Annotated in this window: 23 protein-coding genes; 11 read left to right on the top strand and 12 right to left on the bottom strand. The window is 62.5% G+C overall.

Translation table 11 applies throughout. The features are described from left to right. Positions 1–10: 10 nt before the first annotated feature. Positions 11–433, top strand: coding sequence for an Rrf2 family transcriptional regulator (locus KEC16_RS14070; protein WP_211550004.1), 423 nt, complete (start codon positions 11–13; stop codon positions 431–433). Positions 434–483: 50 nt separating this feature from the next. Next, positions 484–1,050, top strand: a complete 567-nt coding sequence (locus KEC16_RS14065) for a flavodoxin family protein (RefSeq protein ID WP_211550002.1) — start codon at positions 484–486, stop codon at positions 1,048–1,050. A gap of 240 nt (positions 1,051–1,290) precedes the next feature. Here KEC16_RS14065 and phbB read toward each other — a convergent pair whose 3' ends face one another. The 3 genes from phbB to KEC16_RS14050 all read right to left on the bottom strand — a co-directional run bounded on the left by phbB (position 1,291) and on the right by KEC16_RS14050 (position 4,660). Then, entirely contained in the window at positions 1,291–2,013 is a 723-nt protein-coding gene (gene phbB / locus KEC16_RS14060; protein WP_211550000.1) for an acetoacetyl-CoA reductase, read from the bottom strand. Between the two features lie 171 nt (positions 2,014–2,184). Beyond that, entirely contained in the window at positions 2,185–3,357 is a 1,173-nt protein-coding gene (locus KEC16_RS14055; RefSeq protein ID WP_211549998.1) for an acetyl-CoA C-acetyltransferase, read from the bottom strand. A 103-nt stretch (positions 3,358–3,460) separates the two neighbouring features. Next, entirely contained in the window at positions 3,461–4,660 is a 1,200-nt protein-coding gene (locus tag KEC16_RS14050) for an alpha/beta fold hydrolase (protein ID WP_249209195.1), read from the bottom strand. Between the two features lie 115 nt (positions 4,661–4,775). Here KEC16_RS14050 and KEC16_RS14045 point away from each other — a divergent pair, with 115 nt between their 5' ends. The 4 genes from KEC16_RS14045 (at position 4,776) to KEC16_RS14030 (ending at position 7,019) form a co-directional block, all read left to right on the top strand. Continuing rightward, positions 4,776–5,048 carry a hypothetical protein gene (locus KEC16_RS14045; RefSeq protein WP_211549994.1) on the top strand — a complete coding sequence of 91 codons (273 nt, stop codon included), beginning with the start codon at positions 4,776–4,778 and terminating at the stop codon, positions 5,046–5,048. Positions 5,049–5,080: 32 nt separating this feature from the next. Continuing rightward, the gene (gene phaR / locus KEC16_RS14040; protein WP_211549992.1) at positions 5,081–5,659 is read left to right on the top strand and encodes a polyhydroxyalkanoate synthesis repressor PhaR; all 579 of its coding nucleotides are present in this window, start codon (positions 5,081–5,083) and stop codon (positions 5,657–5,659) included. A gap of 101 nt (positions 5,660–5,760) precedes the next feature. After that, positions 5,761–6,225 (top strand): hypothetical protein, encoded by a 465-nt coding sequence (locus KEC16_RS14035; RefSeq protein ID WP_211549990.1) that lies wholly within the window; start codon positions 5,761–5,763, stop codon positions 6,223–6,225. A gap of 401 nt (positions 6,226–6,626) precedes the next feature. Further along, positions 6,627–7,019 (top strand): helix-turn-helix domain-containing protein, encoded by a 393-nt coding sequence (locus KEC16_RS14030; protein WP_211549988.1) that lies wholly within the window; start codon positions 6,627–6,629, stop codon positions 7,017–7,019. A gap of 54 nt (positions 7,020–7,073) precedes the next feature. Here KEC16_RS14030 and queG read toward each other — a convergent pair whose 3' ends face one another. The 3 genes from queG to rfaE1 are packed head-to-tail and all read right to left on the bottom strand — an operon-like array spanning position 7,074 to position 10,102. Continuing rightward, positions 7,074–8,138, bottom strand: coding sequence for a tRNA epoxyqueuosine(34) reductase QueG (gene queG / locus KEC16_RS14025; protein ID WP_346344089.1), 1,065 nt, complete (start codon positions 8,136–8,138; stop codon positions 7,074–7,076). A gap of 36 nt (positions 8,139–8,174) precedes the next feature. Beyond that, positions 8,175–8,633 carry a preQ(1) synthase gene (queF, locus tag KEC16_RS14020; protein WP_211549983.1) on the bottom strand — a complete coding sequence of 153 codons (459 nt, stop codon included), beginning with the start codon at positions 8,631–8,633 and terminating at the stop codon, positions 8,175–8,177. A 2-nt stretch (positions 8,634–8,635) separates the two neighbouring features. Continuing rightward, a complete protein-coding gene (rfaE1, locus tag KEC16_RS14015; RefSeq protein WP_211549981.1) occupies positions 8,636–10,102 on the bottom strand; it encodes a D-glycero-beta-D-manno-heptose-7-phosphate kinase in 1,467 nt (488 codons plus the stop codon). Between the two features lie 345 nt (positions 10,103–10,447). Between rfaE1 and KEC16_RS14010 the strand changes: the two genes are divergently transcribed. Both KEC16_RS14010 and KEC16_RS14005 read left to right on the top strand, forming a co-directional pair. Continuing rightward, positions 10,448–11,779 (top strand): hypothetical protein, encoded by a 1,332-nt coding sequence (locus KEC16_RS14010; RefSeq protein WP_211549979.1) that lies wholly within the window; start codon positions 10,448–10,450, stop codon positions 11,777–11,779. 9 nt (positions 11,780–11,788) lie between these two features. Beyond that, complete coding sequence (locus KEC16_RS14005; RefSeq protein ID WP_211549977.1) at positions 11,789–13,039, top strand: EAL domain-containing protein; 1,251 nt, start codon at positions 11,789–11,791, stop codon at positions 13,037–13,039. A 110-nt stretch (positions 13,040–13,149) separates the two neighbouring features. On the opposite strand, the gene KEC16_RS14000 is transcribed toward KEC16_RS14005, so the two are convergent. Further along, on the bottom strand, positions 13,150–13,482 hold the full coding sequence (locus KEC16_RS14000; RefSeq protein WP_211549975.1) for a flagellar biosynthesis regulator FlaF: 333 nt from the start codon (positions 13,480–13,482) through the stop codon (positions 13,150–13,152). A gap of 236 nt (positions 13,483–13,718) precedes the next feature. On the opposite strand from KEC16_RS14000, the gene rfbB reads away from it, so the two are divergent. Next, the gene (rfbB, locus tag KEC16_RS13995; protein ID WP_211549973.1) at positions 13,719–14,747 is read left to right on the top strand and encodes a dTDP-glucose 4,6-dehydratase; all 1,029 of its coding nucleotides are present in this window, start codon (positions 13,719–13,721) and stop codon (positions 14,745–14,747) included. Here rfbB and KEC16_RS13990 read toward each other — a convergent pair. Genes KEC16_RS13990 through KEC16_RS13980 form a run of 3 tightly spaced genes read right to left on the bottom strand, consistent with a single transcriptional unit; the run spans position 14,744 to position 18,721 of the window. Continuing rightward, a complete protein-coding gene (locus tag KEC16_RS13990; protein WP_211549971.1) occupies positions 14,744–16,384 on the bottom strand; it encodes an AMP-binding protein in 1,641 nt (546 codons plus the stop codon). The genes rfbB and KEC16_RS13990 overlap by 4 nt on opposite strands. Before the next feature lie 13 nt (positions 16,385–16,397). Next, positions 16,398–17,618 (bottom strand): hypothetical protein, encoded by a 1,221-nt coding sequence (locus KEC16_RS13985; protein WP_211549969.1) that lies wholly within the window; start codon positions 17,616–17,618, stop codon positions 16,398–16,400. Beyond that, the gene (locus tag KEC16_RS13980) at positions 17,615–18,721 is read right to left on the bottom strand and encodes an NAD(P)/FAD-dependent oxidoreductase (protein ID WP_249209194.1); all 1,107 of its coding nucleotides are present in this window, start codon (positions 18,719–18,721) and stop codon (positions 17,615–17,617) included. The genes KEC16_RS13985 and KEC16_RS13980 overlap by 4 nt, the downstream gene beginning before the upstream one ends. Positions 18,722–18,839: 118 nt before the next feature. Here KEC16_RS13980 and KEC16_RS13975 point away from each other — a divergent pair, with 118 nt between their 5' ends. Next, positions 18,840–20,900, top strand: coding sequence for a molybdopterin oxidoreductase family protein (locus KEC16_RS13975; protein WP_211549967.1), 2,061 nt, complete (start codon positions 18,840–18,842; stop codon positions 20,898–20,900). Then, positions 20,897–21,706, top strand: coding sequence for a division plane-positioning ATPase MipZ1 (gene mipZ1, locus KEC16_RS13970; protein WP_211549965.1), 810 nt, complete (start codon positions 20,897–20,899; stop codon positions 21,704–21,706). Before KEC16_RS13975 ends, mipZ1 begins: the two co-directional genes overlap by 4 nt. A 50-nt stretch (positions 21,707–21,756) precedes the next feature. On the opposite strand, the gene KEC16_RS20015 is transcribed toward mipZ1, so the two are convergent. Together KEC16_RS20015 and dksA are read right to left on the bottom strand one after the other, a co-directional pair. Continuing rightward, on the bottom strand, positions 21,757–22,815 hold the full coding sequence (locus KEC16_RS20015) for a methyl-accepting chemotaxis protein (RefSeq protein WP_211549963.1): 1,059 nt from the start codon (positions 22,813–22,815) through the stop codon (positions 21,757–21,759). Between the two features lie 179 nt (positions 22,816–22,994). Then, the gene (dksA, locus tag KEC16_RS13960; protein WP_211549961.1) at positions 22,995–23,411 is read right to left on the bottom strand and encodes an RNA polymerase-binding protein DksA; all 417 of its coding nucleotides are present in this window, start codon (positions 23,409–23,411) and stop codon (positions 22,995–22,997) included. Between the last annotated feature and the right edge of the window lie 68 nt (positions 23,412–23,479).

The raw sequence follows: 23,479 nt of genomic DNA, 5'->3' as shown, positions 1-23,479 counted from the left end.
CATATCTCGCATGAGCAAGAATTGCCGTTTCGCCGTTGCCGTTCACACCTGCGCCTTGCTGGGCATGGAGGATGGACAGCCCCTCACCTCGGAATGGATCGCCGGCAGCGTCAATACCAACCCGGTGGTCATCCGCCGCATTTTGTCAGCCTTGGCCAAGGCTGAGTTAGTGACCTCGATCCGCGGAAGCAACGGCGGCTCGTTGCTGGCCAAAGCGCCGGAGCACATCACCTTGTTGGACATCCAACGGGCGGTGGACGATGACGATACGCCAGCCTTGCACAACCAGCCGCCCAACCAGAAATGCCCGGTGGGGCGCGGCATCCAACCGGTCTTGCGCCGGGTTCTCGATCGGGCCGAAGCGGCGCGGGAAGCCGTCTTGGCCACCACCTTGCTCGCGGAAGTCATCGGCAACATCCGCGCCTGCCAGTAAAATTTACCTTCAAATGTAACCGTAATAACAACCATTACAAAGGAAGCCCCATGACCAGCATCGCCATCGTCTATCATTCCGGCTTCGGCCACACCGCCGCCGTCGCCCAGGCGGTCGCCGACGGCGCCAACGAAGTGGCCGGCACCACCACCCATCTGGTTCCGGTCGAAGATTTCGAAGCCAAGCAGGCGCTGCTTGATGGCGCCGACGCCATCATCTTCGGCAGCCCCACATACATGGGCTCGGCCTCCGCCGGCTTTAAGACCTTCATGGATGCCACCGCCAAGATCTGGTATGGCCGCGGCTGGCAAGACAAGCTGGCGGCGGGTTTCACCGTCTCCGCCAGCCAAAGCGGCGACAAACTGGCCACGCTTCAGCAATTGGCGGTTTTCGCCGCCCAGCACGGCATGGTCTGGGTTGGCCTGGGCCTGTTGCCCGGCAACAACAATTCCAAGGGCAGCGTCGATGATCTGAACCGCTTGGGCAGCTTCCTTGGCGCCATGGCCCAGGCCAATGCCGATGAAGCGGCCGAGCTGACGCCGCCGCAATCCGACCGCAAGACCGCCGCCCATCTTGGCCGCCGGGTCGCCGAGGCCGCCCAACGCTGGGCACGCTAGAGTGCAGAGCGTTAAATCGGAAGCGCCTGTAGAATTGCTTCGCAAATGGGCTATCGCCCAAACCCATCCGGGGCGGCAGCCCCGTCACGAAATGATCCTGACTTAACGCTCGGCGCTCTAAATCCGTTGCCGCCAGGCGCGCATTCATTGCGCCACGGGCAGCAAAAAGCCCGCACCACCAAGGTGGTGCGGGCTGCTTGTTCGCGTTGATCCCCTGCCGGTGGCAGGATCGGCAACAGCTTAGTACATGTGCTGACCACCGTTGATCGACATGGTCGAACCGGTAATGAAATCGGCATTGTCAGCGATCAGGAACATCACGCCACGGGCGATATCGTCGGCACGGCCCAAGCGGCCCACCGGGATCTTGGCGATGATCTTTTCCAGCACCGCCGGCGGCACGGCGCGGACCATTTCGGTGTCCACATAGCCGGGAGCGATGGCGTTGACGGTGATGTTCTTGGCCGCGCCTTCCTGGGCCAAGGCCTTGGTGAAGCCATGGATGCCCGACTTGGCGGCGGCATAATTGACCTGACCGTACTGGCCGGCCTGACCATTGATCGAGCCGATATTGACGATGCGGCCAAAGCCACGCTCGCGCATGGATTCGATCATCAGACGGGCCAAGTTGAAGCAGCTGGTCAGATTGGTGTGAATGACCTCTTCCCACATCTGATAGCTCATGCGGTGAAGAGTGGCGTCACGGGTGATGCCGGCATTGTTGACCAGAATTTCGATCGGGCCGAGATCCTGGGTGATCTTTTGCACCGATGTTTCGCATTCAGCGTAATTGGACACGTCCCAACGATAAGCCGGAATACCGGTTTCTTCGGTGAACTGACGCGCCGCTTCGACATTGCCGAAATAATTGGCGGCAACGCGATAGCCATTGGCCTTCAAGGTTTCAGAAATGCAACGGCCGATACCGCGAGTACCACCGGTAACAAGTGCAACACGCCCCATGGTTATCTCCTATTTCTCTGCATTGGCCGGTTCTTTGTCCGGCTTTTTCGTTTCCACCCGGATTATTAAGGGGAGCCGCCGGGCGGGTCGCGGCTCCCCGATTGTTGAGCTCAAGCCGTGCGACGCCGGGATTTTCCCCTTGCGCGCCCGGCCTGGGCGTTTACCGACAAATCACCGTTCGATGCACATGGCGATGCCCATGCCGCCGCCGATGCACAAGGTCGCCAGGCCCTTCTTGGCGTCGCGCTTGATCATTTCGTGGATCAGCGAGACCAGAACGCGGCAGCCCGAAGCGCCGATGGGGTGGCCGATGGCGATGGCGCCGCCATTGACGTTGACCTTGGCGGTATCCCAGCCCATGCCCTTGTTGACGGCGATGGCCTGCGAGGCGAAGGCTTCGTTGGCTTCGATCAGGTCAAGCTGTTCATGGGTCCAGCCGGCCTTTTCCAGGGCCGCCTTGGACGCCGGAATCGGACCGACGCCCATGACCTTGGGATCGACGCCAGCGGTGGCCCAGCTCTTGATCTTGGCCAGCGGCTTCAGGCCGCGCCTGGCCGCTTCCTCGGCGGTCATCAACACCACGGCGGCGGCGCCGTCATTGATGCCCGAGGCATTGCCGGCGGTGACGGTGCCGGCCTTGTCAAAAGCGGGACGCAGCTTGGCCATGGCTTCGACGGTAGCGCCGCCACGGACGTATTCGTCGGTGTCGAACAGCTTTTCTTCCCTCTTGACCATGATCTTGACCGGAACGATTTCGTCCTTGAAACGGCCGGACTTGACGGCGGCTTCGGCCTTGTTTTGCGAAGCGACGGCGAATTCGTCCTGTTCCTCGCGGGTGATGCCGTATTCCTTGGCCACGTTCTCGGCGGTGACGCCCATGTGATAGGCGTTGAACACGTCGGTCAGGCCGTCATTGATCATGGTGTCGACAAAGCCCATCGGCCCCATCTTGATGCCGCCGCGCAGATAGCCGGCATGCTGCGAATTGCTCATGCTTTCGTGGCCACCGGCCACCACCACCTTGGAATCGCCGGCCAGGATGGCCTGCATCCCCAAAGCCACGGCGCGCAGGCCCGAACCACAAACCTGGTTGATGGTCATGGCGGTGGAGCCGATCGGCAATCCGGCCTTGAGCGCCGCCTGACGGGCGGTGTTCATGCCGTTGCCGGCGGACAGGATATGCCCCATCAGCACTTCGGACACGTCTTCGGCCGGGACGCTGGCGCGGGCCAGGACTTCGCGGATGACGATCTCGCCCAGCTGCGCAGCCTGGTAGCCGGAAAGGGAACCGCTGAACGACCCAACGGGGGTCCGGGCGGCGGAAACGATAACGATGTCGGTCATGACAGGCTGCTCCTTAGAGATAGACATAATTGGTCGTTGTCAGGACTAATTTTAAAACAATCTTCAAGTTTCTAGTACGGTGACGCACCATCGCGCAACCGATTCATTGCAACAGGGAACGTTTCAACCATCGAGCCAGGGGGGTATAGACCTCGGTGCCGGCCCGTGCGGATAACAGCATACCCACATGCCCTCCGCGCACCAGCACGGTTTTTGCTCCCCTGATGGCTGTGGCCAGCGGGGCGGCGGAATCGGGGGGAACGATGCGGTCGCGCTCGGGAATCAAGGCCAGAACCGGCAGATCCAGGGCGGCGGGGTCGACCACTTGGCCGCCGACGCGCCAACGCCCCTCCATGGTATCGTTGTCGCCATACCAGCCCGACAGGCATTCACGGGCCACCGGCCCCGCCAGATCGACGCCATCATTGGCCCAATCTTCCAGGGCGACGAAATCCCGCGCCCGCGCGCTGCCGCGCTTGAGCCGGGCGAAAGCGGCGAATTTACGCGCGGTCAAGCCGGGATCGAGCGAGGCGAACAAGGCCTGCAAGATATCCACCGGCAACGTCCGCGTCACCGCGATCAAGCCGGCCAGCGCCGGCCCCAAGGCGTGCAGCAATTTACCGTGGGCTTCGCGTCCGGCGTGGAAATTCCACGGCGTCGCCAACAGGGCCAAGCCCTTAAGGTCGCCACTCCGCCGCAAGGCCAAGGCCAAGGCCAAATCACCGCCCATGCAATAGCCGACCACCGCCGGCTTGCGGCCGGTCAAGGCCACAACATGATCCAACGCCGCCTCCAGCCGGCCGGCGATGTAATCGGTCAAGGTGAAATCACGCTCCGCATCGCCCGGCGCGTCCCAATCCACCAAAAACGGCGACAGCCCGCGCGCCGCCAAGGCCCGCACCAGACTGCGCCGTTCGGTCAGATCAAGGATATAAGAGCGATTGATCAGCGACGGCACCACCAGGACCGGCGGTCCGTCGCCGCCACCCGCGCGGTAATCCAGCAACCGGGTCGAGCCCTGGCTCCACACCACCGGCGCCGCCGGCACATGGCGGCGATAGCCGTGTTGGCGATACAAGGCGACGCCATCAAGCACCGATTGATGACGCCTTAACGTTTCCGCCTCGATGGCCGCCTCAAAACATTTCCACCCGTCGGGTCCGGCGGCGTCGAGGCTTGCCTTCAGCTCCGCCGCCTTGTCCGCCAATCTGGGATTCCAAGGCAGCGATCCGTTCTTCCAAAGCGGCAAGGCGACGTTCGAGCCCATCAGGGTCGAGGCATGAGCCATCAGATGCAGCGGCAACGGGCGGGGCCCCTGACGCAGCGGGGACTGGTTGGGCGGTTGGGGTTCTGACGCACGCCGATGGGGCATCCGGGACCTGGACCTCGCTGGCGGAATCGGCGCCGGCGGATGCCGCATGGACAAAGGCGTTCGCCCCTTCGGTCATGGCGGCAATGCCATGGGCGAGCGCTTCGGCCAGCGCCGGTTCATTGGCCATGGCCGTCACCTGTTCTTGCCACAGATCAAGGTAACGGCGCGCAAGCGAACTGAAATCCGGCGGCGCTTCAGACATGGGTCAAGCATACTCCCGACGTTGGTTTTTGACCAGCCCGGCAACGCCTTGGCATATTGCAGTGCCGTGAAAAATATCTTGCCATTCGGCGCGATTGCGAAAACTCTGGTAGCATAGAATGAAAATCCAACAGCGGAAGCGAAGCCAAGATGTCCGAGACCAAAAGCGCGCCCCAGGCGCCGATCACCATTAAGAAATACGCCAATCGCCGGCTTTATAACACGGCCACTTCCAGCTACGTAACGCTGGATCACTTGGCGCAGATGGTCAAGGAAGGCACCGATTTCGTCGTCTACGACGCCAAAAGCGGCGAGGATATCACCCGGTCCGTGCTGACCCAGATTATCGTCGAAGAAGAATCCAAGGGGGGGCAGAACCTGCTGCCCATCGGCTTCCTGCGCCAGTTGATCGGCTTTTACGGCGACTCGCTTGGCGGACTGGTCCCGCGCTACCTGGAACATTCCATGCAGTCTTTCGCCACCAACGAACACCAGATGCGTCAGGTGATGGAAAAGGCCCTGGACGGCCTGTTCCCCTTCGGCCAGTTGGAAGAAGTCGGCAAACAGAACATGGCCTTTTTCGAATCGGCGATGAAAATGTTCACCCCCAATTTCTTCCAATTGGGCGAAGACGGCCTGCCGAAGATGCCGCTGGCGCCCTCCATGGAGGAATTGCAGAATCAATTGGCGGCGCTGCAACAGCAAATCAGCGCCTTGTCGAAGAAATAATATCGACAAACGCTCACCGCTGAATTTGATCCCATTGCCCGCCGCTTGTCGGCGGGCTTATGCTGTGTACTGGTTTCCGGTCCGTTGGCAGGAGGTCGCCCTTGGGCGATTTGACCACATCCTCGCTTGATCCCCGCACCGCCCCGTTGCAGATACGGCCGGCGGCCAGTGCGGCCGTGCGCGCCGCCGACCCCAGCAAGGAACGATTCGAGGTTGGCGAGAAGAAGGTCGCCAATCAAGACAATGTGGCGGTCGAAGACCAGGCACAACACTTCACGGTCGATGCCGACGAATCCGGCGATTTTTCTTCTGCCCCCCTGCAATCCCGGTCGGCCAGCGGCGGGCGCGGATTGCTGGGGGCCTTCACCAACTTTTTGGCGAAAATCTTTACCCAAGGCGATGGCGCCGCCGACAGCGCCGCCTCGACCCGGCTGAACGGCATCGGCGCTTATGGCCGCGCCACATCGCAGACCAATGCCAATCCCTTATCGGGCTTCGCCAGTGACGTCCAGGCCCCCGGCTTGCCGCGCCTCGCCTCGGGACGCATCCTCGATCTGACCATATAAGTCAGCGCCAAGCCGGCTATCGCACCACCGCCGACGGCCTAAATTCATCGAATTTCGGATATCCACACTGGTATGACCGCTTGCGAGAGCGCATATACCCTAACAGGCAGCAACCCTGACGCTTGCGCCTTTGGGCGGAAGAAGCGCTGCCGACGTTGCCAACGACCAATGATGCCGGCAAACCATCACTCCGGGGTTGCATTGCATGGGTGACAATATAAACAAAATAAATATTATTTTATTCTGTATAGATTCCAGACCTCATACGTTTTCCGTCTCGAACATTGCGTAGGCTGTTGCCAGTTATCAGATTTCCGACTATGGAAAAGGACGACTTAACTATGCCCGATACAGCGGACATCACCTACAACCCACCACACCAACAAAGTCAGCATCGCCCCATGACCGCAGAGAAAGATCCCTCCGTTGCCCGCCCGGCCAACCGCGCCAACGATACCGACCGTCACGTCGGCATTCGAATTCGCGAGCGGCGCATCATGCTCGGCTTGTCCCAGCAACAGATGGCCGATTTGATCGGAGTGACCTATCAGCAGGCCCATAAATACGAACGCGGCATCAACCGCATTTCCGCCGGCCGGCTGTATGAGATCGCTCAGGTTCTGGGAGTTCCGGTCAGCTATTTCTTTGAAGGGCTGGACAACCAACGCGCAACTGACCTGAGCGCCCGCCAACGCATGTGCCTGGAGCTGGCCCGCAATTTTTCCAGCATCCAAAACGAAAAGCACCAGGAAGCATTGTCGCAGATGGCCCGGGCTTTGGCCGCCGAAGGCTGAGCCGCCCCCATCGCATCAAAACAGCAAAGGGCGGCCTTGGGCCGCCCTTTGCCGTCAGCCCTCAGACAACCTTTGAATGGCCCACTGGGCGGCATCCACCACGACTGGATTGTTATCGGCAAGCAATCGCATGGCCGCCGGCAACACCGAAGCATCTCCGCTATTGCCCATGGCGATCAGCACATTGCGCATCATCCGATCGCGGCCGATGCGTTTGACCGGCGAAGCGGCAAATACCTGGCGAAAGCTGGCATCGTCCAGCCCGGCCAGATCAGCCAGACGCGGCGCCTGCATTTCCAGGCGAGGGAAGAATTCAGGCTCGGCCGTGGCCGGCGAGAATTTATTCCATGGGCACACCGCCATGCAATCGTCACAGCCGTAAATGCGATTCCCCAGCAAGGGCCGTAATTCCTCGGCGATCGCCCCTTTATGCTCGATGGTCAGATAGGAAATGCAGCGGCGCGGCTCGATCCGGCCATGTCCGTCCAGCGCCCCGGTCGGGCAGGCCGTAACGCAAGCCCGGCACGAGCCGCAATGATCGGGTTCGGCCGCATCAGCGGGCAAAGCCAAGCTGGTATAGATTTCTCCCAAGAACAGCCACGAGCCGAAACGGCGCGACACCACATTGGTGTGCCGCCCCTGCCAGCCCACGCCGGACCCGGCGGCGATGGGCTTTTCCATCACCGGGGCGGTATCGACGAAAACCTTAAGATCGCCGCCCAGGCTGTCCACCATCCAGCGCGCCAACGCCTTCAGCCGCTTCTTCACCACATCGTGGTAATCCTTGCCGCGGGCATAGACGCTGATGTTGCCGCGTTCGGGATGGGCCAACAGCGACAGAGCATCGCCCTTGGGGGTGTAATTGCTGCCCAGCACCACCACCGCGCGGACGTGCGGCCACAAACCTTGTGGGCTGGCGCGCTGTTCCATGCGCTCGGCCATCCAGGTCATCTCGCCGTGGCGGCCCTCGGCCACGTATTGATCCAGATGGCGACGCCAAGCCGGATCGGCCGTCGCCGGGGCAAAGCCGACCGTATCGAAACCCAGCTCCATGGCCTTGGCCCGGATCAGCGACTTTGCCGGCGGCCCGCTTATGTGATCCTGGGGAGCCGTCGCCACGCCCCGGCCTCCTTCGCGCATGGATGCATTGATTTGTTAGCCCCGGCCGCGATAGGCGGGCACCCCCTGGTCGGGCAGCCACAGGCCGCTGGGGGGCGTCCCGGTTTGCCAAAAGACGTCAATGGGGATCCCGCCGCGCGGATACCAATAACCACCGATGCGCAGCCATTGCGCTTCGGTCGCTTCCGCCACCCTTTTGCCGATCATCACCGTACAGGCTTCATGGAAGGCGCCGTGGTTGCGAAAACTGCCCAGAAACAGCTTTAACGATTTCGATTCGACCAGATGCGCCCCCGGCACGTAATCGATGACCAGATGGGCGAAATCGGGCTGACCGGTCATCGGACACAGCGACGTGAATTCCGGCGCGGTGAAGCGCACGCAATAAACCGTATCGGGGTGGGGATTGGGCACCACTTCCAGCACCGCCTGCTCTGGGTCGGCGGGCAGGCTGGCGGCTTGGCCCAATTGGGTCAGGTGCGGGTAATCGGCCATGTCTATGCCCCGTTCATCTTCTTGATGGTGTTGGTGGTGCTTTGGCCCTGAACCAGATTGGCCAACACCACCTTGCCGCCCCAGCTCATGACATCGGCGGCGCCAACCACGGTTTCCACCGTGTAATCGGCGCCCTTGACCAAGATATCGGGGCGCAGATGGCGGATCAGCTGCAACGGCGTGTCTTCGCCGAAGATCACCACCAGATCAACCATGGACAACGAGGCGAGAACGGTCGCCCGCGCCGCCTCGGATTGCACCGGTCGGGTCGGCCCCTTGAGGCGCCCGACCGAAGCATCGGAGTTAAGGCCGACCACCAGCCGGTCGCAGGCCGCCCGCGCCTGGGTCAGCAGCGAGATATGACCGGGATGCAACAGATCGAAACAGCCATTGGTGAAACCGACGCTTTCGCCCTTGCGGCGCCAGATCTCGGCCACATCGGCGGCGCCGTCCCAGCCCAAAACCTTGGTTTCGCCCAGCATCAGCTCGTCGTGATGCAAGGCCGCCACCACTTCATCGGCATAGGCGACAGCGGTGCCAACCTTGGCGACAACAATGCCGGCGGCGACATTGGCCAACCGGGCGCCGTCCAGCAGCGAGCCGCCGGCGGCCAAAGCGGCGGCCAAGGTGGCGACCACGGTATCGCCGGCGCCGGAGACGTCGAACACCTCGCGCGCTTCCGCCGGCAGGTGATGCACCTGACCGTCATCGGTCACCAACGTCATGCCGTCCTGCGAGCGGGTCGCCAACACGGCGCCGATCCCACAACTGTCAATGAGATGGCGACAGGCGGCGACGATGGCTTCGTCACCGTCCACGTTCATGCCGGTGGCTTCCTGCAATTCCTTGCGATTGGGCGTAAGCACGGTGGCGCCGCGATAGCGGCTGTAATCATTGCCCTTGGGATCAACCACAACCGGCTTGCCGGCAGCATGGGCGGCGGCGATCAGTTCCGCCGGAACCGGGGCGCACAACACCCCCTTGCCGTAATCGGACAAAACGACGCAGCCCGATTGGGCAATCAAGCCACGGGCGCGATCAAGCACCTGTTTCAGGCTGTGCGCGGCCAGCGGCATGCTGGTTTCGCGATCGGCGCGCAGCAATTGCTGGGAAGAGGCGAAAAAGCGGGTCTTGATGGTGGTCTGGCGCTTGCCCTCGACCACCAGACACGGATCGATGCCGGCATGATCGCCCAACAGCCGCCCGACCTCGCGCCCGGCATCGTCATCGCCGACGACGGCGACAAAAGTCGGTATCGCCCCCAGGGCGACCAGATTGCGCACCACATTGCCGGCGCCGCCCAGCATGGCCGCCTCGCGTTCGATGCGCAGCACCGGGATCGGCGCCTCGGGCGAAATGCGCTCGACCGCGCCATAAACAAAGCGGTCCAGCATGGCGTCGCCGACACATAACACCGGCTTGTCCTTCAACCCGGCAACCCGTTCGGCCAGCACAGAAAGTTCGGTCATGGATGAGTCCCGAAAAGTGTCCAACCGGTCAGCTAACCCAAGGGCCGCACGGTTGCAAGGAAAATGCCGTCACCACGTCATAAAGACCGCCCCGCCATCGTGACCGGGCCGCCTTCAAGCAATCGGTCGATCATCGCTAAAACGGCAATGCCTGTCATCACTGACACGCAAGGATTGAAGCGAAGTCGAAGCGGCCTTTGGGAAATGTTCATTTCGTTCTAGGCTCACCCGACGTCGCGATGTATTTTGGATACTCACTTAACCTTGCCGGTTTGCACCGACAAGGACAACGCCGCCCGATCCGCGTGGTCGAATTGGGCATGCTTTCGCCAGAACGGGGAAAAGATGAACGCGACCGCGTTCGGGGACAAGCCGCAGGAAATCGTCACGTCAGAGAATCTTCTCTTTGACGCGGCGGAACGCGTGGGCCGTATCCGTGAAGGACGCCAGGCCCTGCACCTGCATCTGTCGCGCCTGCTGCCTCCCAACCGCGAAGAAGCCAAGATCCGGATCGCCTTCCGCATGTTCGAGAGCATGGTCGACATGTTCCGCGGCCAGATGTTCTTGTTGACCAACAACGACATCATGCTGATCTGCAAGGATGCGCGGCTGGCCGATCTGGACGCCATCGTCTACAAGCTGCGCGCCCTGTTCTCGAAAGACCCCCTGACCTATTCCGAGACGGTGGATGGCGAAGACCGCTTCGTCACCTTTTATGACCTGGAAAGCGAATACGACACATTTTTCGCTGTCTGCGGCGACTTGCTGGCCGACGCCAAGAAACGGATCGTCCAAGCGCGCAACGCCACCCCAATCCAGCCGCTGGATGCCCGCAACCTGACCAAGGTGCTGGAACGCATCGGCGTCACCGATATCGCCGGCGTGGTCCGCCGCCAGCCATGCATCCGCTTTTCCGACAAGATGACGGCGGAAGTGGCCTTTCAGGAATTCTATATGTCGATCATGGACCTGCAAAAGGTCCTGGCCCCCGACGTCAACATCCTGGCCAATCGCTGGCTGTTCCAACATCTGTCGCAAGTTCTCGATCTGCGGGTTCTGTCGGTGCTGCAAGATGCCGGCTTTCGCAAGACCCCCACCGCTTTTTCCGTCAACCTGAACATGGCCACCGTGGACACCCAGGTGTTCAAACAATTCGAGGCCGCCATCCGCGGCAAGGCCGGTTTGGTGGTCGAATTCCAGTTGGTGGACATCTTCAACAATCTGGACGGTTTTTTCCGTGCCCGCGACTTCCTGCGCTCGCACGGACACAAGACGGTTCTGGACGGCATGAGCCCGATCACCCTGCAATTCATGGATGCCGAGCGCTATGATTGCGACTTCGTCAAGGTCAACTGGAGCCCGGACATGGCCGACGAGGTGGTGACGGCCGAACTGCATCAAGCCCTTGGCCCGGTGGGATTCCGGCGCGTCATCCTGGCCCGTTGCGACACAGAGACCTCGATCACCTGGGGCATGGGCCAAGGCATTCATCACTTCCAGGGACGCTTTCTTGATTCCATGGTCGCCGCCGTCACCATGGCGCAATGCGACAAGGCCAGCGCCTGCACCCTCGCTCAATGCAACCAGCGTCACGGCGTCATCTCGGGCCGGCCTCGGGTCGATTGCGGCAACAACGACATGCTTGACCTGTTTCCGCCGCTCAAGGTTTTCAGGTAGGATCGCCCCATGCTTGGAAGCCCGCCCGTCGCCAAAGCCCGCGTCGCCAGCCAGGAACACCTGCTGCTGGATTACCTCAACCGGCTGGAACGGCACCGCAGCGAACGGCGCGCCGTGCACATTCATCTGTCGGGCCTGTCGGCCCAGAATCGGCGCGAGCAGCATTTGCGCATCGCCGCCGCCACCTTCGACAATCTGGTCAAGATGTTGCAAGCCCAGTCCTTCACCCTGGGCAATGCCGATCTGATGGTGGTCTACAAGGCCCAAGCCCAAGACGAGATCGAATCCTCCATCGTCAAGCTGCGTTTCTTGTTTTCCGACGACCAACTGATCGTCGATGACGTGCAAAAGGGCACGTTGTGCACGTGGTACGATCTGGAAAAGGAATACGACACCCTGGTCGCCCTGGCGCAGAAGATGCTGGCGGCGGAACAGGCGCGGCGGCGGGCCGACCAGGAAAAAGCCGGCATCGAAGCCCGGATCCAGCTCAAGCCCAAGGGCGCCCCGTTCACGCCGGAATTGCTGGCCCGGGTCGAGGCTGGGTTGGGACAAGCCGATCTGTCCAACCTGATGCGCCGTCAGGCGGTATGCGCCATCGTCGGCCAATCGCCGCCGCAACCGGTCTTCCACGAATTGTTCATTTCCATTGCCGATTTGCGGCAGACGTTGATGCCCAACGTCAACATGAATTCCAGCCCGTGGCTGTTCCAGCAACTGACGGAAACCTTGGATCGCCGGGTACTGTCATTGCTCAACAAGCACGACGACCGCACCTTGGAAGGCGATATCAGCCTGAACCTCAACGTCTCGACCATCCTGTCGCCGGAATTCATGGTGTTCGACGACAACGTCAAGGCCGGCATGCGCGGCACCATCGTGCTGGAATTGCAGAAAGTGGATATTTTCGCCGATCTGGGCGCCTATCTCTTCGCCCGCGACTTCGCCCATGATCGCGGTTATCGCATCTGTGTCGATGGGCTGGCCTATTCCATGCTGCCCTTTGTCGACCGCGAGCGTCTGGGCGCCGACCTGATCAAGCTGATCTGGGACCCGGCGTTGACCGACGAAAAGGATCAAAAGACCGACGCCTTGCGCCGCATTGGCGTCACCCGCATCATCTTGGCCCGTTGCGACACGCCCTCGGCGATCGAATACGGCCATTCCGTCGGCGTCACCCTGTTTCAGGGGCGCCATGTGGAACAGACATTACTGAGCGATGTCCGCCGACGCGGCATTGGCCGCACCCGACCGCGCGCCTGAGGAACAAGTCTGCCGACAACCGCCGCCTTGGCAACCGCCCCCTGCCAACCTCCGGCGCGCCGCGCCAAGGTCTCGGCGCGGCGGCGGAGTTCGCGTTCAGGCGGGGCCGATCAGCCCTTGTTGCCTTCCAGCAGACCTTCGGAAATTTGCAGATTGACGTTGATCAGGGCGTCGATGGTTGCCTCGCTGGCGGCTTCGGCCCCGGCCAGGGTCTTTTCGGCAACGAAATTGGCCAGACGGATCAGGTTTTCCACCACCTGCGCCGATGCCATGCAGCCATCGCCGGTAATCAGAGTGCGTAGCGCCACCCACACCATCAGGTTAAGTTCCAGCGCTTCGGCCAATTTGCTGCGGTCGGTCTTGGCTTGGTCCAGGAAGATGGCGGCGCGGGACAATTGGAACGCCTGTTCCTCGATCGCGGACAGAGTAGTCGATTCGGACATGGATCCTCCTGCCTGGAAACAACGGCGACGTTTGGCCGCTCGTCAAGAGCATTGGTAAAAGCAACCGGGAGAAAAGCCGAAACGATCCCTATTCAATGATCGCCGACAGACTCCACAAAAAACTTACTACCTTTTGATTGAGCGCGCAACCGCCACCCCCAAGAAGTATGGCCCCAAGCCTGCGTTCATGGCAGCATGACGTAAGACTTTCTGAATGATATCGCGGGGATGAATTGATGACTATTTTGGTGACCGGGGCCGCCGGATTCATTGGCTCGGCCCTGACCCGCCGCTTAGTCGCCCTAGGTCGAGGTCCGGTGATCGCCCTGGACCGCCTCGGCTATGCCGCCTGCCTGGATGCCCTGCCCCCCTTGCCTTCACCCCATGCCTTTATTCGCGCCGACATCCGCGACGGCGCCGCCGTGGATGCCGTTCTCCAGCAATACCGGCCCCAGGCGATCTTTCATCTGGCGGCGGAAACCCACGTGGATCGCTCCATTGACCATCCCGGCGATTTCATCGAGCACAATATCCTCGGCACGTTTCAATTGCTGGAAGCGGTGCGCCGCTATTGGCGCCCCCTGCCCTGCCCCGATGATTTCCGCTTTGTCCATGTGTCCACGGACGAAGTCTTCGGTAGCCTGGAAGCCGATGATGCGCTGTTTTCCACCACCTCGCCCTATCGCCCCAACTCACCCTATTCCGCCAGTAAGGCAGCATCCGATCATCTGGCCCGGGCATGGATGACCACTTACGGTCTGCCGGTGATCGTCACCAATTGCAGCAACAATTTCGGCCCCTGGCAATTCCCGGAAAAACTGATCCCCCTGGTCATTCAAAAAGCCCTGAGCGGCCTGCCTTTGCCCGTCTATGGCGATGGCGGCCACCGGCGGGATTGGTTGCATGTGGACGATCACGCCGCCGGCCTGCTGGCCGCGCTGGAGCGAGGCCAGCCGGGGCAAACCTATCTGTTCGGCGCGGGCGAGGATCGCAGCAATCTTGAGGTAGTGAACACCATCTGCCACCAATTGGATCAATTGCGTCCAGATCCGGCCGGCCCACGCCAGCGCCTGATCAGTTTCGTCGCCGACCGCCCCGGCCATGACCGCCGTTACGGCATTGATGCCAGCCATGCCAGGGACAGCCTCGGCTGGCAGGCCGAGACCACGTTCAGCGCCGGTATCGCCAGCACCATCGGCTGGTGCCTGGATCACCCGGATTGGGCGGGGCGCGACTATCACGGCCCGCGATTGGGATTGAGTTAAATCCGTTCCTCGGGATCGGGGGCGACCAGGCGGACCGGGCGGCCCAACAATTCCTCGATATCGGTGCTGCCATCGGCCCGCAAAGGGATGGCATCGACGAATTCGATGCGGCCCGGCACTTCGCGCAAGCCGCGCCGCGCCGCCACCCACACCTGCAGCTCGCGGGCCAGATGGACGTCACCACTGCCGCCGGCGGTGGCGATAAAGGCCTTCAGCCCGCCATCGGCCAAGCCGGTCACGCCGGCGGCGGCGACACGCGGATGCCAGGTCAGGGCGGTTTCAATTTCACTCAGCGCCACCGGTTGGCCATCAATGGTGACCACGCCGGGCAAGGGATCGGCGGCATCGGGCCAGATGTAGCCGTCCAGATCACGGTGACCGGCCTGCGACGACGGCAACCAGCCATTGACCAGCCGACCGCCATGCCAGGCATCCCGCGCCCACCGCCCCAAGCAAGCCCCCGGAGCCTTGGGAGCCAAGGCCAGAAAACCGGAATCGCCGGCCCGCAACACCCGGCCCAAGCCGTCCACCGCCTCGACGGTGATGCCGGGCGCCGCCTTGCCGGGCGAACCGGGGCGAATTTCCATCACACTGGCGTTATTGGCGACGACAGCGCCGATTTCCAATGTTCCCCAGATTTCATGGGCAGCAATGCCGAAAACTTTGGCCACCAAATCGCGCAGCCCGGTTTCCAGCGGTTGCGGCCCGCTGCCCAGCACACGCGGCAACGGATGCGGCGTCGTCGCCGCCAATTGGGTCAGTTGGGCCAAATGGTCGGGCGGCATCCACGCCACCCGCACGCCTTGACGCGCCATCAGCCCCAGATGAGCCTGGGCGTCTTGATCATGCGGCCCGGCCACCACCGGCACACCGTGATGCCAAGCCGGCAACACCGCCCACATCAGGGCGGGAAAGCTCATCCAATCGGCCGAGGTCCACAAGATGTCGCCAAATTGCGGAAAGAAGCCCAAGCCGAATTCCACCGCCGGCAAATTCCCCAGCAGCGCGCCATGCCCGTGCAAAAAGCCGGTGGGCTTACCCATGGCCGATTCGGGATAGGCCAGCAAGGCCGGGGTGTCCAGGCCGCTGACCACCGGAGCAAAGGCGTCGCTGGCCCCGTGCAGGGCGGCCCAGAGATCTTCACCGCAGTCACCGCAATCGCCCGCCAGCAAAAGCGTGGTCAAAGCGGGGGCGCCGTGCCGGGCGTTATTGATCCGGGCGGCCATGAAATCGGCTGCCACCGCCGCCCGCGCCCCCGAATCGGCCAACCGCCAAGCCAGCGGCTCCTCGCCCAAGGACAACGGCAACGGCACCAGCACCGCCCCCATTTTCAACACGGCCAGCACCGCTGCCGCCGCTTCCACCGAGGGGGCCAAGGCCACCGCGACCCGATCGCCTTGGCCAATGCCGCGCGCGCTTAAGACATTGGCCAGCCGGTTGGACAGCAGCCGCAGCATGTGGAAGGTATGACGCTCGACCGAACCGTCGGCGGCCTCGACGATCAGCGCCGTCCGATGACCGTCAGCCCCCGCCATGGTCTGCCGGTCGCAGACGTCGAACGCCATGTTGTAACGCTCCGGCAAGCGCCACCGGAAGGTGCGGCACGCCTCTTCGTATGAACGGGCGGCTTTCAGCATGACGGCGTCTCGATCATCGCAGCGGCATCAACTCTTCGAACCACAGATAGGTGTCGGTATCATCCAGCACCACGCCGTCAAACCCGGCATCGACGATACCAACCAGCGTCTTGCCCAGCAATTCCTTCCATTGCGCATTTTCCATCACGGTGATGTAGGCGCCGGGATCATCGCTATCGGGGGCAAACAGGAATGGCGGGGCGCCGACCCGCCAGTCCTTTTGCCAATACCAGCGCCAATCATAGGCCCGGCCCAGCGACAGAACCGCGAACACCAGCCGGCGCGAGCCCAGCTTTTTGTATTTGAGCCGCAAGACATCGGCATAAGACAGGCCATCGACACCGCGATACGCGACATCGACCAGCAACATGTCGTGATTGGTACGTTCCATCGCGCCAACCCACTCGGCCTTGCTGCCGAACTGATTGGCGCGCAGCACCGGCAGCCAGTTGCGGGCCTGGTTGAGGGTTGGCACCGGATCGGCGTTTTCCCCCCAGGGATGACCCGAGGGGATGCGATTGAGGACCTCATCGCCATCATGGGCATAGGTCAGAACCCGATCGCGAATCCCATCGCGATAGGCGGCTTGCACGTCCTTCGCCGTCTTGCATTGCTCCAGCGACAAGATGCGGCGTCCGGCCTGACGCATGGCGTCGATGGCATAAAGGCTGCGGCGCTGGCGCTCCAGTTTTTCCGCCTCGCGCTTGACCTCGGCGGCGCGCCGGATTTCCTCGGCCGGATCGATGCTGAACGGCCCCATCGGTTGCGGCAAGGCGGGGCGATAGACGCCCCTGGCCCGTTCATCGGCCAACACCTTATCCAGATCCTGGCGTTCCTTGATCGCCTGATCCAGCGGCTTGCCAAAGGCTTCGGCGCCGCAATACAGGTTGTCCATGACCAGCCCGTCAACGGCATTGACGTAGGGACGGAATGGCTGGCCCAAGGGATGACGCTTTTCGAAAAAGCGCCCATCCGGGTCTTGCACCTCGTCCCATTCGGCTTCGCGCCCGCCCTTGACCACCAATTCGCTGCCGTTCCTGACCAGCACGACGAAATCGTTTTTGCGAGCCTTGGCGTAGCGCCCCAATTCGATGACCACCGAACGCCAGATCTCGCGGTGATTGGGCACCGCTTCGGGCGGCGGAGGCTGCCAGTCACGCGGCTTGTCCAAGGCCAAGGCCGGAGCGGCCAGCAGCAAGAACAGCGGAACCACGGCGGCGGCAAGCTTGCTCATGCGGCCATTTCCTTCACCAATTCGGCCAAAGCCAAGGCCGAGGTCAGGCCCGGCGATTCGATCCCGTACAAGGCGATCACCCCGCGCCCGCCATGCTGGGCCGGACCATGGATGGCGAAATCCGCCGCCGCCTCGCCCTCGGCATTGATCTTGGGGCGAATGCCGGCATAGGCCGGTTCCAGCGCGCCATCGGCCAGCCCCGGCCAATAGCGGCGGATCGCGGCATAGAAAAGGTCGGCGCGGCGCGGATCAACGGTGTAATCCTCGGCCGTCACCCATTCGACATCGGGACCAAAGCGCCCACGCCCGCCCATGTCGATGGTGTAATGCACCCCCAGCCCAGCGGCCACCGGCACCGGATAGACCAGACGCGAAAACGGCATGCGCCCCGTCAGGGTGAAGTAATTCCCCTTGCACAGATAATCCTTCGGCACCGCCGCCAATCCCAACGACCGGGCCAGCGGGCACGACGCCAGACCGGCGGCGATGATCACGGTCCGGGCCAGCAGGCGCAGGGGCTCACCCCCGCCCACCTGCAACAGCACGCCGTCATCGGTGACCTGGCCACCGGTCACCGGCGCATGCACGGCGACTCCCCCGCCCCGGCTTTCGATGCCCCCTTGCAGGGCCAGCATCAGGGCGTGGGTGTCGATGATGCCGGTATGGGCGGAAAACAACGCGGCTTTGCAGGTGAGCGCCGGCTCCAGCGCCATCGCCTCGGCGGCGGAAATGGCGTTCAGGCCACTGACGCCGTTGATCCGGCCCTTTTCCAAAATGTCGTCCAGCTTGGCGACCTCGGCCGCGTCGGTGGCGACGATCAGCTTGCCGCACAGGGAAAACGGCACGCCATGATCGGCGGCGAAGCGACGCAGCAAGGCATTGCCCTGCACGCACAACCGCGCTTTCAGACTGCCGGCGGGATAATACATGCCGGCGTGGATGACTTCGGAATTGCGCGACGAAATACCGCCGCCGATGGCCGGCCCCGCCTCAAGGACCATGACCTCGCGTCCGGCCATGGCCAGGGCACGGGCAGCGGCAAGACCGACGATTCCGGCGCCGATGACGGCGCAATCGATCCGTTCAAGGCCCCCATCCGTCAATCGCTTGTTCCTTTCAGTCACGAAAACATCAACATGTCGCGGAACAATAACACCACCGGACTCGACCGCAAAGGCTCTGGGCGTTGCTCGCCCTCAGCGGCTTGGGTACAGTGCGGCCATGCGCACTTTATCCTCGGTCTGCCCGCACGATTGCCCCTCGGCCTGTCCCGTCGATGTCGACGTCCTTGATGACGGCCGCATCGGCCGCCTGCATGGCGGCAAGATGCCTTATACCGAGGGGGTGATCTGCGCCAAGGTCGCCCGTTATGGCGAACGTGTCCATCACCCCGACCGCATCACCACCCCGCTGCGCCGGATCGGCGACAAGGGCGCCGGCCGCTTCGCCCCCATTTCCTGGGACGAGGCGCTGGACGAGATCACCCACCGTTTCCAAAGTGCCGCGTCCAAGGATGGCGCCCAAGCGGTGTGGCCTTATTTTTATGCCGGCACCATGGGGCTGGTGCAGATGGGCGCGACCAATCGGTTGCGCCGGGCCATGGGCTATTCCGGCCAGTCAAAGACCATCTGTTCTTCCATCGCCGGGGCCGGCTGGATGGCCGGGGTGGGGGCCAAATGGGGCATCGACCCGCGCGAGATGGTCCAGTCCGACCTGATCGTGATCTGGGGCGCCAATCCCGCCGCCACCCAGGTGCATCTGATGGGGCTGATGGCGCAGGCGCGCAAGACGCGCGGGGCCAAGCTGGTGGTGATCGATCCCTATCGCACGCCGACGGCGGAAAAAGCCGACCTGCACCTGATGCTCCGCCCCGGCAGCGATGCCGCCCTGGCGTGCGCCGTCATGCACGTGCTGTTCCGCGACGGCTTGACCGATGCCGATTATCTGGCCCGCTATGGCGACGGCACCGACGCCCTGCGCGCCCATGTGGCCAGCCGCACCCCCGCCTGGGCCGCCGCCATCACCGGGCTGACGACAACCGCCATCGAGGATTTCGCCCGTCTCTACGGCGCCACCAAACGCAGCCTGATCCGCCTGGGCTATGGCATGAGCCGATCCCGCAACGGCGCCGTCAACCTGCACGCCGCGTCGTGCTTGCCGGTGCTGACCGGGGCCTGGGCCCATGCCGGCGGTGGCGCCACCCAAAGCCTGTCGGGCAGCTTTGCGCTTGATCGAAGCCTGATGGACGCCCTTGATATTCCCGAACCGCCGGTCCGGCAGTTGGACATGAGCCGCATCGGCGCCATCCTGACCGGCGAGGCCGACGCCTTGCGCCATGGCCCGCCAGTCACCGCCATGCTGATCCAGGGCTGCAACCCGGCCACCGTCGCCCCCGAAACCGCCAAGGTCCGGCGCGGGCTGGCCGGCGACGACCTGTTCGTCGCCGTGCACGAGCAGGTGATGACCCAGACCGCCCGTTTCGCCGATCTGGTCCTGCCGGCAACCACCTTTGTCGAACATGCCGATCTGTACACGGCTTACGGCCATACTTTCCTTCAGGTCGCCAAGCCGGTGATCGCCCCCATCGGCGAGTCGCGGTCCAATCACTGGCTGGTCAGCCAATTGGCGCACCGGCTGGGCGTCAGCCACCCCAGCTTCAGCATGGACGAATGGACGCTGATCGAGGCCTGCCTGCGGGCCTCGAACCTGCCCGATGCCGAGACCCTGCATGCCCGCCGCTGGCTCGATTGCGCGCTTCCCTTTGCCCAGGCGCACTTTATTGACGGCTTCGGCCATGGCGGCAAATTCCGCTTTGCCCCCGACTGGTCGGCCATCGGCCCCGATCATGCTGGCCTGCCGGCCCTGCCCGACCATCTGGACATTGTCGAAAACGCCGATGCGGTGCATCCGTTCCGGTTGATCACCCCGCCTTCGCGCCATTTTCTCAACACCAGCTTCACCGAGACCGCGACCTCGCGCCGACTGGCCGGCAGGCCCACCGCGCTGATCCATACCGCCGATGCCGCCCGCCTGGGGATCGCCGATGGCGATTGCATCGTGTTGGGGAACCGGCGCGGCGGCGTCAGCGTTCATGCCCACCCCACCGACGGCATCGCCATCGGCGTGGTGGCGGTGGAAGGCATCTGGCCCGACGAAGCCTTTATCGGCGGCATCGGCATCAACACTCTGATCGGCGCCGATCCGGTGCCGCCCAATGGCGGCGCCGCCTTCCATGATTGCGCCGTCTGGATCAAAAACACCGCTTCGGGGGAAAGCGCATGAGCAAACGAGCCCACGTCATCGTCGTCGGCAATGAAAAGGGCGGCACCGGTAAATCCACCGTGTCCATGCACCTGATCGTCAGTCTGCTCGGGCGCGGCCTCAGCGTCGGCTCCATCGACTTGGACGCCCGTCAGGCGACCCTGACCCGCTATGTGCAAAACCGGCAAAACCGCAAGGATTTCGCCAGGTTGGGCCTAAAGGCGCCCAACCATGTGGCGCTGCCGCCCACCACCGACCGCGATGCCGACGAGCGCCGATTATTAGAGACCTTTTCTCAGTTAAGCGCGCTGCACGATGTGTTGGTCATCGATACCCCCGGCTCCGACCATTATCTGTCGCGGCTGGGACATTCCTTTGCCCATACCCTGATCACGCCGTTGAACGATTCCTTGATCGATCTTGACGTGCTGGCCCGCGTCGAACCGGAAACCCTGAAAATAACCCGCCCCAGCCATTACGCTGAAATGGTTTGGGACACCAAGAAGACCCGCGCCATGCGCGGTGAAAAAGCGGTGGTCGACTGGATCGTGCTGCGCAACCGCCTCGCCCATCTGGATGCTCGCAACAAGCAGACCATGGAAAAACTGCTGGCTGACTTGGCCCGCCGCATCGGCTTTCGCATCGCCCCCGGCTTGGGCGAACGGGTGATCTATCGCTCGTTGTTTCTGGAAGGCCTGACCTTGCTGGACCTGCGCCATGGCATTCCCGGCTTTGATCTCAACCTCAGCAACGTTGCCGCCCGTCAGGAACTGCGCGCCCTGGTCGATGCCATCGGCCTCGACGGATTGGCGGCAGAGCAAGCCTGACGCCCGCCCCTCCAGCGAACCGCCAGCGAAAAATGCGTCATATCAAGGCGTTAGTGCTTGGCCCCAGCCTCGATCGTCTCGGCCGCGGGCTGTTGGATGATGACGCCGTACCAGCCCATGCCGGCATAGGTTTCATAGCCCGGAGTGAGGGCAAAGCCGATGACATTGCCTAATTCATCCACATAGGCCCCCATCTGCCCCTGATCCGCCCGCAGCCGGACAGCGTCCGTCAAGACGCCGACACCGTCGGAAGCGGCCAGAATCTTAAGCTGTCGATCAACCAAAAGGCAGCGGGTGCGGGCCTTTTCCTCGCTGCGCAGCCGCACGCCCTTAAGCACCGCGTCGGCCTGCGGCTCCCAATCAAAGAAGATGCCGAGCACGCCCAAGGGCTTGCCATCGGTTTCGCCTCTCTCGCGGATGGCGGTGGCATAGGTGGCGACCAAAGCACCATCAAGGCTGGCATTGGCCTGGATATCGGCCATGGAGAAATCGTTGCCGCTGGCCGTCGCCATGGCGTCAAGAAACCATTTCTCACGCGAGACGTCGGTCCCCACCGCCTTGGAATAGCGGGCGGGGCGGCCATTGGCGACAACCCGGCCATTGGCGTCGGCGACCCACAAATCCAGATAGACGGTGTACGAATCCAAGATCACGCCCAACCGCCGCGCGGCATGGGCGGTGGCGGCAAGGTCATCGCGGGTCAGGCAATCGACCATGGCCGAATCGGTGGCCCACCAGCGCACATCGCACGAACGTTCATAGAGATTGCGGTCGATGATTTCAATCATGTTCAAGGCCAGATCGGCCAGACGCGAGCCGCGCAACTGACCGATCAAGGCTTGCCCCAGATTCATCAGATCGCGGATCGTCGACGATAATTCGCCTTCCAGCGCCTGAGTGATCGAATCGATGCTTTGCGAGACGTTCTTGACCTCGTTGGCGACCACGGCAAATCCCTTGCCGGCATCGCCCGCTCGCGTCGCCTCGATCAACGCGTTCAAAGACAAGATACGCGTCGTACCCGTAACCTTTTTGATGGCCCGGATCTTATCGTTGGCGACATCGTGAACAGCACGGGTCAGTTCAAGAATTCGTTCCGGCTCAGACATGCAATCCCCCCAGCACAAAAGACTATTTTTTATGCACACCCCATTTCCCAGGTTAATTTATAGGCATTTTCTTTGTGTTTCAACAGCCACCCGTGGCTTGGATCACAAAGGCCCGATTAAAATAAAAAAACCCCGCCGAAGCGGGGTTGTTTTAAATTATTGCGCGAAGGCTTGGGCAATCAGTCCTCGCGGTGCGTGCGCTCCATGCGCTCGTGGCGTTCTTGCGCCTCGATCGACAAGGTGGCGATGGCCCGAGCTTCAAGCCGGCGAATGGTGATCGGCTCTCCGGTTTCCTCGCAATATCCATAGGAGCCGTCAAGCAGACGCTCCAGCGCCGCGTCGATCTTCGCGATCAACTTACGCTCACGGTCGCGGGTCCGCAATTCCAAGGCCCGGTCGGTTTCGGCCGAGGCACGGTCAGCGATATCGGGTTCCTGCAACCCACCTTCTTGCAGATGGGCCAAGGTCTCATCGGATTCGCGCAGCAATTCCGACCGCCAAGACAGCAGTTTTTGACGAAAATATTCCTTCATGTTTTCATTCATGAAGGGCTCGTCCTCAGATGGACGGTAATCCTGCGGCAGAGTGACGGTCATCCAATCCCCCGATTTGTGTCGGTTCGGTCAAGTCGCGACGCAATATATGGGGTGACCCACCCCACCGC

The organism is Magnetospirillum sulfuroxidans (assembly GCF_018224925.1).
Taxonomy (GTDB): Bacteria; Pseudomonadota; Alphaproteobacteria; order Rhodospirillales; family Magnetospirillaceae; genus Magnetospirillum; species Magnetospirillum sulfuroxidans.
The sequence above is the reverse complement of the archived record's forward strand: the minus strand, read 5'-3'. Positions and strand labels throughout refer to the sequence as shown.

Coding starts and splice junctions, on each gene's coding strand:
- KEC16_RS14070 (WP_211550004.1), top strand. CDS start 11: ATGAGCAAGAATTGCCGTTTCGCCGTTGCCGTTCACACCTGCGCCTTG.
- KEC16_RS14065 (WP_211550002.1), top strand. CDS start 484: ATGACCAGCATCGCCATCGTCTATCATTCCGGCTTCGGCCACACCGCC.
- phbB (WP_211550000.1), bottom strand. CDS start 2,013: ATGGGGCGTGTTGCACTTGTTACCGGTGGTACTCGCGGTATCGGCCGT.
- KEC16_RS14055 (WP_211549998.1), bottom strand. CDS start 3,357: ATGACCGACATCGTTATCGTTTCCGCCGCCCGGACCCCCGTTGGGTCG.
- KEC16_RS14045 (WP_211549994.1), top strand. CDS start 4,776: ATGGACAAAGGCGTTCGCCCCTTCGGTCATGGCGGCAATGCCATGGGC.
- phaR (WP_211549992.1), top strand. CDS start 5,081: ATGTCCGAGACCAAAAGCGCGCCCCAGGCGCCGATCACCATTAAGAAA.
- KEC16_RS14030 (WP_211549988.1), top strand. CDS start 6,627: ATGACCGCAGAGAAAGATCCCTCCGTTGCCCGCCCGGCCAACCGCGCC.
- queF (WP_211549983.1), bottom strand. CDS start 8,633: ATGGCCGATTACCCGCACCTGACCCAATTGGGCCAAGCCGCCAGCCTG.
- rfaE1 (WP_211549981.1), bottom strand. CDS start 10,102: ATGACCGAACTTTCTGTGCTGGCCGAACGGGTTGCCGGGTTGAAGGAC.
- KEC16_RS14010 (WP_211549979.1), top strand. CDS start 10,448: ATGAACGCGACCGCGTTCGGGGACAAGCCGCAGGAAATCGTCACGTCA.
- KEC16_RS14005 (WP_211549977.1), top strand. CDS start 11,789: ATGCTTGGAAGCCCGCCCGTCGCCAAAGCCCGCGTCGCCAGCCAGGAA.
- KEC16_RS14000 (WP_211549975.1), bottom strand. CDS start 13,482: ATGTCCGAATCGACTACTCTGTCCGCGATCGAGGAACAGGCGTTCCAA.
- rfbB (WP_211549973.1), top strand. CDS start 13,719: ATGACTATTTTGGTGACCGGGGCCGCCGGATTCATTGGCTCGGCCCTG.
- KEC16_RS13990 (WP_211549971.1), bottom strand. CDS start 16,384: ATGCTGAAAGCCGCCCGTTCATACGAAGAGGCGTGCCGCACCTTCCGG.
- KEC16_RS13985 (WP_211549969.1), bottom strand. CDS start 17,618: ATGAGCAAGCTTGCCGCCGCCGTGGTTCCGCTGTTCTTGCTGCTGGCC.
- KEC16_RS13975 (WP_211549967.1), top strand. CDS start 18,840: ATGCGCACTTTATCCTCGGTCTGCCCGCACGATTGCCCCTCGGCCTGT.
- mipZ1 (WP_211549965.1), top strand. CDS start 20,897: ATGAGCAAACGAGCCCACGTCATCGTCGTCGGCAATGAAAAGGGCGGC.
- KEC16_RS20015 (WP_211549963.1), bottom strand. CDS start 22,815: ATGTCTGAGCCGGAACGAATTCTTGAACTGACCCGTGCTGTTCACGAT.
- dksA (WP_211549961.1), bottom strand. CDS start 23,411: ATGACCGTCACTCTGCCGCAGGATTACCGTCCATCTGAGGACGAGCCC.